The following is a 17,081-nucleotide window of genomic DNA, read 5'->3' on the forward strand; positions in this document are numbered from 1 at the left end:
ATAAAAACATGAAGAATGAAATTATTGCATTGATTCCGATGATCCGCCGTTTTGCTTATTCATTAACGGGCAATCATCATGATGCAGATGATCTATTACAAAACACCATTGAACGTATATTAACCAAAGGTGTGCCAGAAGACGTTGAATTAACGAAATGGATGTTCCGTGTTTGTCGAAATTTATGGATTGATGAATACCGTTCTCGTCAAGTTAGGCAAGCGGCAACACAGTCACCTGAACTACACGAGCAAGCGGTTCAAGGTTAACAAGAGCAAACACAAAAACTTCGTGTAAGAGAGGTTAATCAAGCAATGTCAGTATTACCCACAGATCAACGCTCCATTTTATCGCTCGTTGCCATTCAAGGCATGTCGTATAAAGAGGTATCAGAAACACTAAGTATCCCTATTGGCACTGTGATGAGTCGACTGGCGAGAGCTAGATCGAGCTTAAGTCAATGTTTACCTTTTCAAGGAGTTGAATCATGAAAAACTTACCTTACAACGATGAAATATTATCGGCATTTCTTGATGCAGAATTACCTGAAGCGCAGATGGAAGAAATTCGTCAAGCCATACAAGAAAATGAACAACTTGCTGAGCAACTCAGTCGTTTAGCTATGGTAGACAGCGTGATTGCCCAGCAATATGAGCAAATAAATCAACAACCGCTACCTGCGAGCATTACACAGTTACTTGAGGCATTACCTGAAGCCAATGCCGATCATGAGACTATTGAAAAGGCAAAAGGGTTTTCTACCGGCTCTAACAGCAATATAAAAGACAGTAACAATGTGGTGAGTTTGTCATTATGGCGACGCTCGAAACAGGCAATAAAAGAACATTATGCCATTGCCGCAAGTTTCACCGCTATGTGTGGTTTTGCTAGTGCGTTATTTGTGCTCACTCCTAATGAGAATGCACACTGGCAAGAGATTGCTGCCTTATTAGAAGTACAAACAAGTGGCGCTTCTAAAACATTACCCACAGGTGAAACCTTTAGTGTAGCCTTAACCTTTGAAAATGCTCAGGGTGATTTTTGTCGCAAATATACCATTGAGGGAGCGGAAAAGTCTCAGCAAAGCTTAGCGTGTCGAGTAAATGAACAATGGCAACCCACGTTAACTTTATACCAAAATAAATCAACCACACAGCAATATCAAACGGCAACCACACAAAATATGGTTAGGGAATATATTGATAAAAATGCTGTTGGTGATTTCTTAACAATTGATGCTGAAAAGCAAGTGATAAAACAAAACTGGCGTGAGGAGAATAAATAATGAAAAAGTTACTAACGAGTTTAATCATATTACTAAGCGTTACCGGTTGTAGTTCAGTTCATGAATATAAACCAGTGAACCATACTGGCTATGGCTATCAAGAAAGTGTGCTTAATGACAATGTGATACGTGTACACTTTACTTCACGTAGTAACAATAAATTAAAAGTAATTGACTACACTTTGCTACGTTCAGCCGAGCTTACGTTAAACCAGGGCTATGATTGGTTTGTGATCACACATCGTGAGGTGTATGTTGATCGTAAAAAAATTAATTCATCACTTTCACTGCAACGACATTATCAAACATCGACTCAATGTGGTTTATTAACTTGTAGTAAAACACCTAGTCATAATACAAGTGTTGGCTTATCGATTAATGATAAACCCCAAGAAGATATTGAAAGCATCATGGAAATAAAATTAGGAAAAGGGGTTCGCCCTGATGAAAAAGACAGTTTTGATGCGCGCCAGTTAAGCGAGAACTTACGACTAAAATATCAAATATCCAGTGATGCTTAACTTTGAATATTATCCCAGTTAACACGAGACTGGTTTTAATCCACCTCTTGAAAGTTAAAGGCAACCACATATAACTTTTAAAATGGCAGGACAATAATCTAACAAGCCCAATAAACAATATTTGGGCTTGTATACCTTTAACTTACCGGCTAACAATTAAAGGTTGAAGCAACACAGTTTATTTTGCTGAGACTTTTGGAAATTAAAAGTTCAGGTCAAAGCTACTACATTTTTTCGCTTCTTTATATGACCGATGCATGGTTCACTATGATGTCATTTCACGATCTTGTGTTGCATTTACAGATGGTTATTCACCCTGCTGCATTGTATCTTAATAATGCGTGAAATTTCGAAAATAAATCTGCTTTGCTAAATTTAAAGCGAGCTTATTCAGTTGAGTGCAATGGGCGCTCATAACGCATAATTAAGACAAGACAATAGCGTGATAGTTTTGATTAACAAATCAAAAAATAAATAACACGAAATGAGATTCCACCCTTGATACCCCCATAAATTAATTGCCTGGTTAAACAGTTGAAACTTGATGAAGTAAGATGCTTGATAAGTAAAGGGGCATTTTCGTATTGAAATGAGATATGGTGCTATATTTAATTAAATCCTATTAACTCAGTACATTATTTTAAATGGAAAAATAATACGATAAAGGGAAAATAACGGATGAAAAATTTCTCTGTTTCACAAGATTTCAGATCTTACCGCCTCACCAATATTGATATGTTACGAGGACTGGTTATTATTATTATGGCAATCGATCATGTTCGTGATTTTTTCATGATTAACATGATTCAAGATCCTATGTCTCAACCTGATATTCCAGCCAGTATTTACTTTACACGTTGGATCACGCATTTTTGCGCACCTGTTTTTGTGTTTCTAGCCGGCACTTCTGTTGGTTTAATGGCGACTCGTAAATCTAAGCATGATTTGGCTGCATTTCTAGTAAAAAGAGGGATCTGGCTAATTTTTGTGGAAGTAGTCTTTATTTCTTCTCTCTATACCATGTCTCCTTTTCAAGGAATATTGCAGTTTGGCGGCTCTACATTAATTGCACTACAGGTCATCTGGGCAATTGGTGCTTCTATGATAGTTCTAGCAGGATTCCAGTATTTAGGGGCAAAGACTTGTCTAATCATTGCTGCAATTATACTGCTTGGCCACAATGCACTTGATACAATTTGGCCAGCAGGAAATTTGTTTTCCGGTACTAATCCTGTTTGGTATGGACTTCATGTTCAATCTTCCATTAAAGCCGGTCCTCTTCATATTGCGTTTGTCTACCCGCTACTCTCTTGGATAGGTGTTATGTTATTGGGTTACGGCACTGCCTTTATTTTTGAGAAAAAACCTGAAACTCGGGATCCCATACTAATAAAATATGGCCTAATAATGATCCTTGCTTTCATTGCCTTGAGATTATCAGGGCTATATGGTGATGCAAACTCCTGGAAATTGTCGGAGATTGGCCTAGTTGCAACAATATTCGACTTTATGAACGTAACTAAATATCCACCCAGTCTGCTTTTTCTACTTATAACCTTGGGGCCTATGGCAATCTTATGTGGCTATGCTGATCGAATGACAGGTTGGCTTAAAGATACCTTGGTGATGTTTGGTCGAGTACCTTTTGCTTTTTACCTGGCTCATTATTGTTTAATCCGTCTTTATAGTTTCATTCTGGGAAATATTCAAGGGTTTGACAGCAGTGAGCTGTTAGTATTCTTTTTCTTTTTTCCTAAAGGTTATGGAGTAAGTTTGGAGTGGGTTTATGTGATTTGGGCACTGGTTATTATTACACTCTACCCTCTTTGTAAATGGGTTGCAGAGATAAAGGCTCAACGAAAAGACTGGTGGTTAAGTTATCTCTAGATGAAATGGTTTAATTTTCGATATCTGTGCGCACAAAGTGAGCTTTATGCGACAAAACGTTAAAGGAGTATTCTCGCGCTTTTTTATCTGATAGCATAAATTAAATCTTCAATGTACTACTAAGTTATTGAAAAATAGTCAGATTGAAAATTTAAATCGTCCGGTTACGTATCAAAGAAGGCATTAGATTCGACTAAGAGACAGTTTTTATGTTGCCACAATTGCTCAATAACAAAAGTATTATTAGATATTGATAAACAGCTAATAAAAAGCCCGAATAGTGATATTCGGGCTTTTATTTAATAAGGGATTGGACTTATTTAGGTGCAGGGTAAATTGTTTAGTTCAAGGCGCTTTATAATGACGTTTAGTGTTTCTTAAACGAGTGATAAAGCAACGATGAAATAGGCAATTTAAACAAGCATAAATTACATCATACCGCCCATTCCGCCCATGCCGCCCATGCCGCCCATATCAGGCATTGCAGGAGCTGCACCACCATCTTTAACCGGCGCGTCTGTGATCATCGCTTCTGTTGTTAACATTAAGCCAGCAACCGACGCGGCAAATTGTAACGCTGAACGAGTTACTTTAGTTGGGTCTAAGATACCCATTTCTAACATATCGCCGTATTCGCTGTTACCGGCATTGTAACCGTAGTTACCTTCGCCATTACGTACTGCATTTAACACTACTGAAGCTTCGTCACCACAGTTGTTCACGATTTGACGTAAAGGCGCTTCCATCGCACGAATTGCAACGTTGATACCGTGAGTTTGGTCTTCGTTAGCACCTTCAAGGTCTTTAATTGCGTCAGCTGCGCGAACTAATGCAACACCACCACCAGCAACAACACCTTCTTCAACGGCTGCGCGTGTCGCATGTAATGCATCTTCAACACGTGCTTTTTTCTCTTTCATTTCAACTTCGGTAGCGGCACCAATTTTGATAACGGCAACACCGCCCGCTAATTTCGCTAAACGCTCTTGTAATTTTTCTTTGTCGTAATCTGAAGATGACTCTTCAATTTGACCACGAATTTGAGCAACACGAGCTTGAATGTCTGCTTCTTCACCAATACCGTCAATAATCGTGGTGTTGTCCTTAGAGATAACAACACGTTTCGCTTGACCTAAATCTTCTAATGTTGCTTTTTCAAGCTCCATGCCGATTTCTTCGGAAATTACGGTACCTGCGGTTAATGTTGCAATGTCTTGTAACATTGCTTTACGGCGATCACCAAAACCAGGCGCTTTAACCGCTGCTACTTTCACAATACCACGCATGTTGTTTACAACTAATGTTGCCAACGCTTCGCCTTCAACATCTTCAGCAATAATTAATAATGGTTTACCGGCTTTAGCAACACCTTCAAGCGTTGTTAATAGTTCACGGATATTAGAAACTTTTTTATCGACTAATAAAATAAATGGGTTTTCTAATTCAACACTGCCGCTTTCTTGGTTATTGATGAAATATGGTGATAAATAACCACGGTCAAACTGCATACCTTCAACAACGTCTAATTCGTCAGTTAATGCTTGACCTTCTTCAACGGTAATAACACCTTCAGTGCCTACTTTATCCATTGCTGTAGCAATGATTTGGCCAACGGTTTCATCAGAGTTAGCAGAAATAGTACCTACTTGTTCGATAGCTTTGTTGTCTGCACATTCTTGAGAAGCACCTTTAAGCGCTTCAACAGCAGCAATAACTGCTTTGTCGATCCCGCGTTTAAGATCCATTGGGTTCATACCCGCTGCAATTGATTTTAAACCTTCATTAACAATTGCTTGTGCTAAAACTGTTGCTGTTGTTGTACCGTCACCCGCTTCATCATTGGCTTTAGAAGCAACTTCTTTCACCATTTGAGCGCCCATGTTTTCGAATTTATCTTCTAATTCGATTTCTTTCGCTACTGACACACCATCTTTAGTGATAGTTGGGCCACCAAATGATTTATCTAATACTACGTTACGACCTTTAGGGCCTAAAGTTACTTTTACTGCATCAGCTAATACGTTAACGCCTTTCAGCATTTTAACACGTGCGTCGTTACCAAATAATACGTCTTTTGCCATTGTCTTAAATTCCTATATTCAAAATATTCATTAATGCTTTGCTTTAAACTAGTTAGCTATAGAGCAAAGAAAAAGCGCGGAGCTTACGAAAGTAAGTGAGCACTTTTGATGCCGCTATAAGGCTTAAATAGCGACAAGCTAAGTGATTAATTATTCTACGATTGCTAAAATATCAGCTTCGCTAAGAATTAATACGTCTTCGCCGTCAATTTTTTCTGTTTTAACGCCATAACCTTCATTGAAGATTACTTGATCGCCAACTTTAACGTCTAATGCACGTACTTCGCCGTTTTCTAAAATACGGCCGTTACCTACAGCTACAACTTCACCGCGCGTTGACTTTTCTGCAGCACTACCTGTTAATACAATACCGCCAGCAGATTTTGACTCTACTTCTTTACGCTTAATGATTACGCGATCATGTAATGGACGAATGCTCATTTATTTTCTCTCCGAGATGTTACTTAACTTAAAGGTTTAAATTAGGGTTATTAAAAAATTGGTTTGTAAATACCTGTGAAAATAAGATGGGGCTTATTTAATACTTCACAAGCCCTAAATCATATTTTTTTAATCTTTACGTTCAAACTCACCATCAATGGTTTTTCCTTGATGCGACTCATTATGTAAATCAGCAGGGTTTTGTCCAAAATCATTCTGGTTAAAGTCCGAATGATTAAAGTGCTGAGAATGCACACTAAAACCTGCACTAGAAGAAGATATATTGGTTTTTAAATGCTGTTGCACCGAGTTAATCAATGCCTTCCGTATTTGGGGCACCAATAAAGATAACCCGAAAAAGTCAGTCACAAAACCTGGCGTCACCAGTAAAACACCAGCCACTAATAATAAAAGCCCGGCAACTATTTCATCCGATGGCATTTCACCTTGAGCCATTTTAGTTTGCACGGACTGTAAAGTTGCTATGCCTTGTTGTTTGACATTTTTAGCGCCAAGCCATGCCGTAATAATGACAATTGCAATGGTTGGCCAAGCCCCTAAGATAGCGCCAACATTTATAAGCACCATAATTTCAATGATTGGAACAATGATAAAAAGTAAAAATAAAACTCTAAACATAAAATTTCTCTTTTAATAGATGAAACAAATATGGGGTTGTTCAGGTCTTTTTCAAGCATGAAGCTTCAGCAGAGTCATTGCAATTTAATCTGCTTGTTGATTCAATAGCAAAAATAGCAAGTTAGATTGTTTATTTAAGCTTAAGTTAAGGAAACATCATTAATGTATCAGGTTGTGCTTTGTACCTGCCCTACAATGACGTCAGCAAAAGAAATAGCGACACATTTAGTGCAACATAAATTAGCGGCTTGTATCAATATCATTCCCAATGTTATGTCTATTTATCGTTGGCAAAACGTTATTGAACATAGCGAAGAAATACAATTATTGATTAAAACCGAGAGTGTCAAATTTGATATTGTAAGCCGTGAAATCAAACGCTTACATCCTTATGATACTCCTGAAGTTGTCGCTTTGAACATCCAGCAAGGTGATACGCATTATTTAAACTGGATCAAAGAATCATTGAATTAACATTATGAAACAATTATCACGTGCTTTATTCTTGTTCGCGCTATTTTTTTCCACCCAAGTAAGTTTCGTTACTTTTGCACAACAATCAATTTTTGACACATCCTCCTCACTGTTTAGTAACGAAGATGAGTTTTTAAAGCCAGTGCAAGCCTTTGTATTTAATTTTGACCAAAATAATAGCCAAGTTGCGGTCACGTTCGAGATAGCTGAAGGTTACTACTTATACAAGCAACAATTTAAATTCACCGCTGAAAACAGTGAGCTTGCTGAGGTTGTTTTGCCCATAGGCATTGACCATGAAGATGAATTTTTTGGTAAACAACAAATTTATAAAGGCTCGTTAGCCTTTGCTGTGCCATTAATTTCAGTTGCCTCGGATGGTTTATTACACATACGATATCAAGGTTGTGCTGAGAAAGGCTTATGTTTTCCACCCATAACCAAAACGATCAGCTTAAGTAAAATCAGCACAAATAATTCAGCTGTATTATCAGCACTTGCTCAACCGACCGCCGAATCGACTAGCTCAAATAATGTTGCTGACGTTGATAATGATGTTAGTGAGCAACATGAGCTAGCGGCAATGTTAGCAGGTAACAATGTTTGGCTGACATTAATCGCTTTTTTTGCCGGCGGATTATTATTGTCTTTTACCCCCTGTGTATTCCCTATGTATCCTATTTTGACTGGGATCATTGTTGGCCAGAAAGATAAATTATCGACGAAAAAAGCCTTTAGTTTATCTTTCTTTTATGTACAAGGCATGGCGCTTACCTATACCGCATTAGGCATTGTTGTTGCACTTGCTGGGGCAAAATTTCAAGCCATGTTTCAACATCCTTATGTATTAATAGCTTTAAGTATATTGTTTATCTTTTTAGCATTATCCATGTTTGGTTTATTTAATCTTGCGCTGCCAAGTAGTTGGCAGAACAAACTCAACAATATCAGCAATGGCCAAAAAGGCGGTTCATATTGGGGAGTGTTAATGATGGGCGCTATTTCAGGTTTAGTTGCCTCACCATGTACTACTGCGCCTTTAACAGGAGCACTGTTATATATTTCTCAATCAGGTGATATTGCCTTAGGTGCGTCTGCGTTATACGCATTAAGTTTAGGCATGGGTTTACCGTTATTAATTTTAGGCAGTTCCGGCGGAAAAATTCTACCTAAAGCGGGCGGCTGGATGAATGTCATCAAAAATATCTTTGGTTTGCTATTGTTAGCCGTGCCTATTTTCTTATTAGAGCGCTTTATTCCTGCAATATTCACTCAAATATTATGGGTAAGTTTAATATTAGCTAGTGCCACTTATTTTTATGTGGTGAATAGAGATACCAAAACTAACTTTGCTTTTGGCGTAAGAAGTTTAATCATTTTTCTAATGATGTTTTATGGCGCTCAAAAAGCCTATCATTTAATTCATCCGGAACCGGTAAATTCTGTCGTCACACATTCAGAAAATACCTTTATTAAAGTGGCGTCATTAAATGAACTCCAAGAGCAAATTAGCTTAGCAAATACTCAAGGAAAAACAGTTATGGTTGACCTTTATGCAGACTGGTGTATTGCTTGTAAAGAGTTTGAAGAATACACTTTTCCGGATGCAGCAGTTCAAAAAGCGCTAATGAATACCGTAATGATACAAATAGATTTGACCGATATGGGCAGTGAAGAAAATGTTGAATTTATGGGACACTTTGAAGTATTCGGATTACCATCAATATTATTCTTTGATTTGCAAGGCAAGGAGCTAACCACGAAACGCGTCACTGGTTTTATGTCTGCTGAACCTTTTGCCGCACATGTAAAGGCCATTTTTTAGCTTGTGAGGTTTTCTAATCTAACGTTAAAGACATCAAAATAAGGCTCAAAGTCGTTTAGTCAAACACGACTTGAGCCGTTGTTTTCCAATAACCATCACTAATTTGGCTTTTTATGAAATCAAATAATTCAGCTTCAGGTATCGGTTTAGAGAAATAATATCCTTGGATAATATCACAATCATTTTCCGCTAAACTTCTCAATTGAGCACCAGTTTCAACCCCTTCGGCAACCACTTTTAAGCCCAAATTTTTCACCATGGCGATCGTTGATATAATAATTTGATAATCAGCATGATTCTCTAACATACCAAAGATAAAGCTTTTATCTATTTTAATGACATCAACTGGCATTTTTTTGATGTAAGCTAACGATGAATAACCGGTACCAAAGTCATCGATAGCAAAACTAAAGCCGATCTCTTTTAGTGCATTCATCATTTCTATTGCTCGATCAATATCTTTAACTAACGTTTGTTCGGTCAGCTCTAACTCGAAACATTTAGCAGGTAAATTAAACTCAGCTAAAAGAGCACGAAGAAAACTAGGTAAATTAACATCTATAAACTGGCCTGCGGATAAGTTAATGGCAATACGCACTTCATTTAAGCCTAAATTCCGCAATTCTTGGCAGTGCTCAAAGCAACGACGAATAATCCAATAACCTAGCTCAACCATATGCTCAGAGTTTTCCAAAATTGGAATAAAATCATCCGGTGAGATCATGCCTTTCTCAGGGTGTTTCCAACGTAACAAAGCTTCAAAACCATATAACTGCTTACTCTTAGCAACAATTTGCGGTTGTAAACTTAAACTAAATTGACCTTTCGCTAATGCTTGGCGAACTTCCGACTCCATCATGACTCGATGCGCAACTCGTTGATACATATCTTGATGATAAATATGGAATTGGTCGCCACCATTATCTTTAGCTTCGTACATGGCGATATCAGCCTGACTCACCAATTGCTCTGCTTTAATGGTTTCATCATCACTAAAGGCAATACCAATGCTGGTAGAGACATAAAAGATACTCGATTTAATTTTGATTGGTTTCTTAAAGCGTTCTAATATTTCTTGAGCAATGGGCTCTGCTTCTTCAGCTGAGGTAACATTGTTTAATACAATAACGAATTCATCCCCGCCAAAACGACACGCTAAATCAACATTTCTTATGCTTAAGCGAACACGATTTGCTGCTTCAATTAATAATTTATCGCCTTCACTGTGACCATGACTGTCATTTACTTTTTTAAAGTCATCTAAATCGAGAAACAAGATTGCCACACCTTGTTTATAACGAGAAATATTCGCCACGGCTTTTCTAATCTGATAATTAAGCATATTTCGATTAGGTAACCCGGTTAGCAAGTCATACATGGCAATATTTTCGAGCTCTTTGGTTTTTTGCTCTATTTCAATGTTCAGTTGCTCTAATTCATAACTTAATTCGGTAGCTGAATCAGCAACAATATCTAATTCGTCTACTAATAATCGGCGTCGTTTTAATCGAATTTTTCGAAATTGTTCAAATTCTTTTTTCGCGAGAAGTGGTAACGCATTGGATAATGTAAGAATTCTATTGGTAAAAGGGTTAGCAACCAAGTAAACCAAGATAGCTAAAGTGATAAAGATTAACGATGAGGATAATAAAAACTGAAATCGATATTGTTTATATTCATCTTTTATCGAGGTAACATCATCAACTAACGACAAATAAAATTGTTTTTTATCTGTCTCAGCTAACATCATTAAATTCATTAAATAACTATTACTATGAATATCGACTTGAAACCCTAGCTCTTTCACTTCATCAACGTATACGTTTTTGCCGATATTATCGATGAGCCCTTGCATCAATCCAACATTTGACGTTGATAAAAATTCGGCATCTGAAACTAACACTTTGTTTTGTTTATTAAAACTGACAACCGCAATTTCACTGTTTAATGCTTGGTTTATCGAATAAATAACATCTACCAGTGACATTGTCATCACAATAACCGCTAAGTCACCTTGCCGATTAAGTATCGGGACGGCAATAAGTTGTTCACAATGCTTTGCACAATATAATTGATGAAAAGGCTCTTGTTCTGATAGCACTTTTAAAGCGGTATTTTGTGCATATTCGGTTAATTGAACCGTACTAAATAGCAGTTGATTTTGATTATCGATCAACCAAACATTTTCAACATTATGGTTGAGCTGCAACGCATCAACTTGCCTGGCTAATGCCGTAGACAAGCTTACTAAATTACTTTCATTATTTAATTGGACAACATCGCTAAACGATTCGATCCAAAGCGTTAATTTTTCGCGAGCAATACCAGTATGTAATGCAAGCTGGCTTTTACTTTGTTTAACTTTTTCAACTTGAAATTGCTTAAATTCATTATTTAAACGTGAAATTGATAACAGTGATATACCCGCACTAAGAATCAATAAAGCACTAACGACTAGAATCAATAGTTTGGCAGGAACACTAACAAATAACTTTTTCATTCATTAAAACCAATACATAAATTGAACGGCCCACATACTCCACCTACGCTGATTATTTAATTCCTTATTTGGCGAAATAACTGGCGTTAATCGTGACGTACCCTCAACCCAATGGTGCTCTACATTAATCCTCATATTGTCTGCTAACAGATAAGATCCTCCAATAGTGATATCATTTTGATAGGCAAAGTAACTTGGAATTGCTCCCCCTGAATTTTTCTCCAATTGACTACCATTTTTATCTTTTTTATCGGCATAAAATTTTTCAACTCTCGCTAATAATGACAATTGATTATTATATTGAAATCTTGATTGAATATATGCCCCTAAGCCTGTAGCGCCTCTTCGATAATCCTCAAAATAAAATCCCCTTTGAGTAAATTTTGATTGGGTAATTTCGCCACTAAATTCCCACTTTTCCCCTTCATAAAGAAAATTACCGGCTAATTGCTGGAAACTAAATAGGCCATCGGCATAAAAGTCAGTATTCGCTCGCTCATAATAAAAATCAGAATCCAGCACTGAAAAACCAAACTGCCATGGAGAAAAAAGCGGTTGCCAATAAAGACTTGCTTGGGCATCAAATCTCTGTTTGCCTTTGCCTTTCACTAAGTCACCCAAAAGTAATTTGACATCTTTAGTATCTAACGACGATGAACCATAGTTAAAATATAAATCAAAATCTCCATAGTTATTAGAGCTATAAGCCACCTTAGCAGAAAAGCCATCACTCCCCATGGCGATGTCTCGAAAGCCATCAAAATATTTAGCCTGTGGCAGAATAATGCTTGGTCTAGCATGAGGAACATCGCGTGTGCTTGAATACAAAAAGTTGTTATTTTTGAATCGGCCCAAGTATAGATTCACTAACCAATGTTCATCTTGAAAGACAGCAAAATCTAGCAGAGCATAATCAATCCTTGCTCCTTCAACATAACGATTTCCACCATCTAAATAAACAGCTTGGCCCGTCACCCTAAAATAATCGTTGAGTTGATATGAACCATTGATGCCTATTTCTGTTAACTCGGCGGAAACATCCCCGTCATTATTAACAAAAGTACTGCCGTCAACATCGATTAAACCTTGTGCGATGAAACCATGCACTTGCCATGCTTCATTATTATTGTTTTGCCCAAGAGCTTGAGCAACGAAAAACAAGGTAATGAAAGCCATGATAAATCGCGTTTTAGCTTTAAAATAACTGCTATATTGAAATTTTAATAACATTTACATCTGCTTCCTTATTGAAATCATCAACATATCCAATTGCCCCAGGGGTATTGCTAACAGCTTTAAGTAATGCATCTTGAGATTGAACCACCGTTGGTGCTACGCCTAATCCTGAAAACGTTAACTTATTCCAAATCCGATCAAGCTTATATGGGAATATATTTAATATATTTTTTGAAAAGTTTTTATGAATGACATGCTGGCTTGGTAAAACGAAAACAACAATGGGGGTATTATTTGCCCAACGTATTTGTCGTATTGAATAAATACGTCTAAGTTGAGCTGTGGTCATTGTGTCTACATTTACAGAAGCATGAGTAATCACATGCATTGCCTTACTGGGCGATGCAATTGTGATACTTAACACTATCAAGCACAAAGAAAGAATACGGTTGATGACGATATCCCTATCAATTAATCCAAAACAATAATGAACAGTATGGAATAAACTTCATACTGTAAACTTGCTAAGTCCCTAAAAAATCAGCAATTAGAAACTCAGTAATCAATTATAAGTTTAGCTAAAACTAATTAAATAACAAAACTTTATCTTGCCAGCTTTTACAACAAAAGAGATTAGACCAGTATTTTGCTGCTAAATTCGTCGAAAACACTATAATAATCGAAAAATTGATTTAATTTGTTGAATTAATCATAAAGAATTCCATCGCAACGTTTTTTATGTGATGATAAACACAATAATGGCTTTTATTAGGTATTTCTCAGAAAATGACAACAAAGTTTAAAGTTTTAGTGTTAAATGGCCCGAATTTAAATATGTTAGGCAAGCGTGAACCTGAAATATATGGCTCATTGTCTCTTGATGAGATAATAAACGATTTAGTGCTGCGTGCTAATAATCTTGACATTGAACTTACTCATTTCCAGTCAAATGCTGAATTCGAAATGATTGATGAAATACATAAAGCATTTCAAGTGGTAGATTTTATTATTATCAACCCTGCGGCTTTCACCCACACCAGTGTTGCATTAAGAGATGCCTTGTTATCAGTAAATATCCCTTTTATTGAAGTGCATTTATCTAACGTTCATGCCAGAGAAAATTTTAGACAACATTCGTATTTATCGGATGTTGCACAAGGCGTGATTTGTGGTTTAGGCCCTATAGGTTATGGCTATGCTTTAACAAGCGCGCATCAGTACTTAACCAAGAATTTGTCATAATTGATGTAAAAATATCAATTATAAACTTACACAATATATAAACAGTTAAAAAGGTAATCTCATGGATATTCGTAAAATAAAAAAATTAATAGAACTAGTTGAAGAATCAGGGATCAACGAACTAGAAATTTCTGAAGGTGAAGAATCAGTAAGAATTAGTCGTGGTGGCACAGTAATGCAAGCTGCACCAATGGTTCAACAAGCTGCACCAGTAGCAAGTGCTGCTCCAGCACCGGCACCAGCAACTCCATCGGCTGAACCTGCAGCTCCAGCAGCATTATCAGGTCATATTGTTCGATCTCCAATGGTTGGTACTTTCTATGCTTCTGCTTCACCTGATGCACCGGCTTTTGTTGAAGTTGGACAACACGTTAATGCTGGCGATACATTATGTATTTTAGAAGCAATGAAAATGATGAATCAAATTGAAGCGGATAAATCTGGCGTAATTAAAGAGATATTAGCCAATAACGAAGATGCTATTGAATTCGACCAACCGCTATTCATCATTGAATAAGCCCACTAAAAGAAGGGTAATTCCATGTTAGATAAAGTACTTATCGCCAATAGAGGCGAAATTGCGTTGAGAATACTGCGTGCTTGTAAAGAGCTAGGTATTAAAACTGTTGCTGTTCATTCGACAGCAGACAAAAACCTCAAACATGTTTTATTAGCAGATGAAACCATTTGTATTGGTAAAGCACCAGCACCTGATAGTTACTTAAATATACCGGCCATTATTACAGCAGCTGAAGTCACAAATGCCGTTGCAATTCATCCTGGTTATGGCTTTTTAGCGGAAAATGCTGACTTTGCTGAGCAAGTGGAAAAATCAGGCTTTGCTTTTATCGGCCCAAAAGCCGAAAGCATCCGTATTATGGGTGATAAAGTTGCCGCGATCAAAGCCATGAAAGAAGCTGGGGTACCATGTGTTCCTGGTTCTGACGGGCCGTTAACTGATGATGACGCATTGAATATTGCGCACGGTAAACGTATTGGTTATCCGGTCATTGTAAAAGCAGCTGGCGGCGGCGGTGGTCGTGGTATGCGTGTTGTTCGCAGTGAAGAAGAGTTGCTAGAAGCAATCGCTTTAACCAAGAGAGAAGCCGGCACAATTTTCAAAAATGATATGGTTTACATGGAAAAATTCCTTGAAAACCCACGTCATGTTGAAATTCAAATTATTGCCGATGGGCAAGGCGGCGCTATTCACTTAGGTGAGCGAGATTGTTCTATGCAACGTCGTCATCAAAAGGTAGTTGAAGAAGCACCAGCGCCAGGCATTACTCCGGAAATGCGCGCTAAAATTGGTGAACGATGCTGTAAAGCGTGTATTGATATTAACTATCGCGGTGCTGGTACGTTTGAATTTTTGTATGAAAACGGCGAGTTCTATTTCATTGAAATGAATACCCGTATTCAAGTTGAACACCCCGTTACCGAAATGATCACCGGTGTTGATTTAATTAAAGAGCAATTACGTGTTGCTGCTGGTCAGCCGTTATCTTATACCCAAGAAGATATAAAAATTGCAGGGCATTCAATTGAATGTCGTATTAATGCTGAAGATCCACGTACTTTTATTCCTTCACCGGGTAAAATCACCCGCTTTCATCCTCCGGGGGGAATGGGTGTGCGTTGGGACTCTCATATTTATGCAGATTATTCAGTACCACCACATTATGATTCGATGATCGGTAAGCTTATTACCTACGGTGATAACCGTGATGTGGCCATTGCTCGGATGCGCAATGCATTAAATGAATTAGTGATTGACGGTATTAAAACCAACATTGCCTTACATCAAGATATTTTAAATGATCAAGGGTTTGTCAATGGCGGTGCAAATATCCATTATTTAGAAAAGAAACTTTCTGAAAACGAATAATCCTTCTTCTCGCTGATAAAAAGCCTGCTTATGCAGGCTTTTTTGTTTAAACTACCTGTGAATTTATTACAGGTGACCAATTCATGCAAAAACTAATAACTGCAATATTTATTATTCTTTATTCATTAAATGCCCAAGCTGATGCGCCTTTAGTATCAATTGATAGTCATGATCAGTTTTTCAATAACATCAAACAGCATTGTGGTAAGGCATATGCGGGAACAGTTACTGTAGATAATGCCAAAGGTGATGGGTTTTCTAACAAACAACTAATTATGCATGTTAGAAGTTGTAGCGATGACACCCTACAGATTCCATTTCATGTTGGTGAAGATGCTTCGAGAACCTGGATTATTACAAAAACCGGCTCAGGATTATCTCTAAAGCACGATCATCGACACAAAGATGGCAGTAACGATGAATTAACTATGTACGGTGGCCATACAGTTGACGCAGGTTGGCCACAAGTACAATCTTTTCCAGCGGACCAATACTCTAAAGAAACATTTGTTCGCGGTGGAATTCCACAATCGATAGGCAATACTTGGCAGATGTATATCTATCCGGAGAAATTCACTTATCGTTTAATTAGGCAAGGTAGAGAGTTCCGCGTCGATTTTGACTTAACAAAACCCATTAAAACACCTGATGCTCCATGGGGATACCACGATTAATCGAGACTATTTAAACATCTTGACGAAAAACTTTAAGAGCTAATTCATCCTATGTCTGAATTATTAGAAAAACCACAACCACCAGCCGAAGGTGAATGTTGCGATAGAGCTTGTACCCCTTGTGTGTGGGACCTTTACTATGCAGAACGTAAAAAATGGCGTTTACAACAAGTTGAACTGCAAGAAAAAGCAGCAAATCAAAAAGATGATGATTAATGTTAAATGAACATGAATAATCCTTTAAACACTAAACCTGTGCCGCCTGCTGATGATGATTGCTGTGGCGGCGGATCATGTTCTCCTTGCGTATGGGATCAATATTATGCTGACTTAACGCAGTGGCAACAACAAACAGAAAATCGGGAAGATACCCGACAATCCCCCCTCTTTTCACAACAAAGTAAAGAGAATACTTACCGATAAACCTTCTTTTAAGTAGGTTAAATAA

Annotated in this window: 17 protein-coding genes and 1 pseudogene; 12 read left to right on the forward strand and 6 right to left on the reverse strand. The window is 37.5% G+C overall.

The window, feature by feature from the left end; genetic code table 11:
- Positions 1–8: 8 nt before the first annotated feature.
- The 4 genes and pseudogenes from ABXH06_RS07355 (at position 9) to ABXH06_RS07370 (ending at position 3,693) form a co-directional block, all read left to right on the forward strand.
- A pseudogene (locus ABXH06_RS07355) lies at positions 9–491 on the forward strand (RNA polymerase sigma factor).
- The gene (locus ABXH06_RS07360; protein ID WP_353517804.1) at positions 488–1,285 is read left to right on the forward strand and encodes an anti-sigma factor family protein; all 798 of its coding nucleotides are present in this window, start codon (positions 488–490) and stop codon (positions 1,283–1,285) included. The pseudogene ABXH06_RS07355 and the gene ABXH06_RS07360 overlap by 4 nt, the downstream one beginning before the upstream one ends.
- Entirely contained in the window at positions 1,285–1,806 is a 522-nt protein-coding gene (locus tag ABXH06_RS07365; protein WP_311584002.1) for a CC0125/CC1285 family lipoprotein, read from the forward strand. Before ABXH06_RS07360 ends, ABXH06_RS07365 begins: the two co-directional genes overlap by 1 nt.
- Before the next feature lie 678 nt (positions 1,807–2,484).
- A complete protein-coding gene (locus ABXH06_RS07370; RefSeq protein WP_311584004.1) occupies positions 2,485–3,693 on the forward strand; it encodes an acetyltransferase domain-containing protein in 1,209 nt (402 codons plus the stop codon).
- Positions 3,694–4,121: 428 nt separating this feature from the next.
- On the opposite strand, the gene groL is transcribed toward ABXH06_RS07370, so the two are convergent.
- The 3 genes from groL to ABXH06_RS07385 form a co-directional block, all read right to left on the reverse strand.
- On the reverse strand, positions 4,122–5,774 hold the full coding sequence (gene groL, locus ABXH06_RS07375; RefSeq protein ID WP_311584006.1) for a chaperonin GroEL: 1,653 nt from the start codon (positions 5,772–5,774) through the stop codon (positions 4,122–4,124).
- Positions 5,775–5,924: 150 nt separating this feature from the next.
- Complete coding sequence (locus tag ABXH06_RS07380) at positions 5,925–6,215, reverse strand: co-chaperone GroES (protein WP_311584008.1); 291 nt, start codon at positions 6,213–6,215, stop codon at positions 5,925–5,927.
- 129 nt (positions 6,216–6,344) lie between these two features.
- Positions 6,345–6,854 (reverse strand): FxsA family protein, encoded by a 510-nt coding sequence (locus ABXH06_RS07385; RefSeq protein ID WP_311584010.1) that lies wholly within the window; start codon positions 6,852–6,854, stop codon positions 6,345–6,347.
- Positions 6,855–7,016: 162 nt separating this feature from the next.
- Here ABXH06_RS07385 and cutA point away from each other — a divergent pair, with 162 nt between their 5' ends.
- Positions 7,017–7,328, forward strand: a complete 312-nt coding sequence (gene cutA / locus ABXH06_RS07390) for a divalent-cation tolerance protein CutA (protein WP_311584012.1) — start codon at positions 7,017–7,019, stop codon at positions 7,326–7,328.
- Between the two features lie 4 nt (positions 7,329–7,332).
- Positions 7,333–9,153 carry a protein-disulfide reductase DsbD gene (locus ABXH06_RS07395; protein WP_353517805.1) on the forward strand — a complete coding sequence of 607 codons (1,821 nt, stop codon included), beginning with the start codon at positions 7,333–7,335 and terminating at the stop codon, positions 9,151–9,153.
- A gap of 55 nt (positions 9,154–9,208) precedes the next feature.
- On the opposite strand, the gene ABXH06_RS07400 is transcribed toward ABXH06_RS07395, so the two are convergent.
- The 3 genes from ABXH06_RS07400 to ABXH06_RS07410 are packed head-to-tail and all read right to left on the reverse strand — an operon-like array spanning position 9,209 to position 13,211.
- Positions 9,209–11,653, reverse strand: a complete 2,445-nt coding sequence (locus ABXH06_RS07400) for a bifunctional diguanylate cyclase/phosphodiesterase (protein WP_353517806.1) — start codon at positions 11,651–11,653, stop codon at positions 9,209–9,211.
- Positions 11,654–11,656: 3 nt separating this feature from the next.
- Complete coding sequence (locus ABXH06_RS07405) at positions 11,657–12,883, reverse strand: hypothetical protein (protein ID WP_311584018.1); 1,227 nt, start codon at positions 12,881–12,883, stop codon at positions 11,657–11,659.
- Positions 12,861–13,211: a hypothetical protein gene (locus tag ABXH06_RS07410; protein WP_311584020.1), complete on the reverse strand. Its 351-nt coding sequence runs from the start codon at positions 13,209–13,211 to the stop codon at positions 12,861–12,863. Before ABXH06_RS07410 ends, ABXH06_RS07405 begins: the two co-directional genes overlap by 23 nt.
- A 404-nt stretch (positions 13,212–13,615) precedes the next feature.
- Between ABXH06_RS07410 and aroQ the strand changes: the two genes are divergently transcribed.
- From aroQ to ABXH06_RS07440, 6 genes are all read left to right on the forward strand, one after another.
- On the forward strand, positions 13,616–14,071 hold the full coding sequence (gene aroQ, locus ABXH06_RS07415; RefSeq protein WP_311584022.1) for a type II 3-dehydroquinate dehydratase: 456 nt from the start codon (positions 13,616–13,618) through the stop codon (positions 14,069–14,071).
- Positions 14,072–14,132: 61 nt separating this feature from the next.
- Positions 14,133–14,588: an acetyl-CoA carboxylase biotin carboxyl carrier protein gene (gene accB, locus ABXH06_RS07420; RefSeq protein WP_311584024.1), complete on the forward strand. Its 456-nt coding sequence runs from the start codon at positions 14,133–14,135 to the stop codon at positions 14,586–14,588.
- Between the two features lie 24 nt (positions 14,589–14,612).
- Positions 14,613–15,959 (forward strand): acetyl-CoA carboxylase biotin carboxylase subunit, encoded by a 1,347-nt coding sequence (gene accC / locus ABXH06_RS07425; RefSeq protein ID WP_311584026.1) that lies wholly within the window; start codon positions 14,613–14,615, stop codon positions 15,957–15,959.
- 83 nt (positions 15,960–16,042) lie between these two features.
- Positions 16,043–16,633 carry a hypothetical protein gene (locus ABXH06_RS07430; protein ID WP_353517807.1) on the forward strand — a complete coding sequence of 197 codons (591 nt, stop codon included), beginning with the start codon at positions 16,043–16,045 and terminating at the stop codon, positions 16,631–16,633.
- Positions 16,634–16,684: 51 nt separating this feature from the next.
- A complete protein-coding gene (locus tag ABXH06_RS07435; protein ID WP_311584030.1) occupies positions 16,685–16,849 on the forward strand; it encodes an oxidoreductase-like domain-containing protein in 165 nt (54 codons plus the stop codon).
- A gap of 12 nt (positions 16,850–16,861) precedes the next feature.
- Positions 16,862–17,056: an oxidoreductase-like domain-containing protein gene (locus ABXH06_RS07440; protein WP_353517808.1), complete on the forward strand. Its 195-nt coding sequence runs from the start codon at positions 16,862–16,864 to the stop codon at positions 17,054–17,056.
- Positions 17,057–17,081: the final 25 nt, after the last annotated feature.

This window comes from Thalassotalea sp. SU-HH00458, assembly GCF_040362795.1.
Taxonomy (GTDB): Bacteria; Pseudomonadota; Gammaproteobacteria; order Enterobacterales; family Alteromonadaceae; genus Thalassotalea_H; species Thalassotalea_H castellviae.

Coding starts and splice junctions, on each gene's coding strand:
- ABXH06_RS07405 (WP_311584018.1), bottom strand. CDS start 12,883: ATGTTATTAAAATTTCAATATAGCAGTTATTTTAAAGCTAAAACGCGA.
- ABXH06_RS07395 (WP_353517805.1), top strand. CDS start 7,333: ATGAAACAATTATCACGTGCTTTATTCTTGTTCGCGCTATTTTTTTCC.
- cutA (WP_311584012.1), top strand. CDS start 7,017: ATGTATCAGGTTGTGCTTTGTACCTGCCCTACAATGACGTCAGCAAAA.
- ABXH06_RS07435 (WP_311584030.1), top strand. CDS start 16,685: ATGTCTGAATTATTAGAAAAACCACAACCACCAGCCGAAGGTGAATGT.
- ABXH06_RS07385 (WP_311584010.1), bottom strand. CDS start 6,854: ATGTTTAGAGTTTTATTTTTACTTTTTATCATTGTTCCAATCATTGAA.
- ABXH06_RS07380 (WP_311584008.1), bottom strand. CDS start 6,215: ATGAGCATTCGTCCATTACATGATCGCGTAATCATTAAGCGTAAAGAA.
- accB (WP_311584024.1), top strand. CDS start 14,133: ATGGATATTCGTAAAATAAAAAAATTAATAGAACTAGTTGAAGAATCA.
- ABXH06_RS07370 (WP_311584004.1), top strand. CDS start 2,485: ATGAAAAATTTCTCTGTTTCACAAGATTTCAGATCTTACCGCCTCACC.
- ABXH06_RS07360 (WP_353517804.1), top strand. CDS start 488: ATGAAAAACTTACCTTACAACGATGAAATATTATCGGCATTTCTTGAT.
- ABXH06_RS07440 (WP_353517808.1), top strand. CDS start 16,862: ATGAATAATCCTTTAAACACTAAACCTGTGCCGCCTGCTGATGATGAT.
- ABXH06_RS07365 (WP_311584002.1), top strand. CDS start 1,285: ATGAAAAAGTTACTAACGAGTTTAATCATATTACTAAGCGTTACCGGT.
- accC (WP_311584026.1), top strand. CDS start 14,613: ATGTTAGATAAAGTACTTATCGCCAATAGAGGCGAAATTGCGTTGAGA.
- groL (WP_311584006.1), bottom strand. CDS start 5,774: ATGGCAAAAGACGTATTATTTGGTAACGACGCACGTGTTAAAATGCTG.
- ABXH06_RS07430 (WP_353517807.1), top strand. CDS start 16,043: ATGCAAAAACTAATAACTGCAATATTTATTATTCTTTATTCATTAAAT.
- ABXH06_RS07400 (WP_353517806.1), bottom strand. CDS start 11,653: ATGAAAAAGTTATTTGTTAGTGTTCCTGCCAAACTATTGATTCTAGTC.
- aroQ (WP_311584022.1), top strand. CDS start 13,616: ATGACAACAAAGTTTAAAGTTTTAGTGTTAAATGGCCCGAATTTAAAT.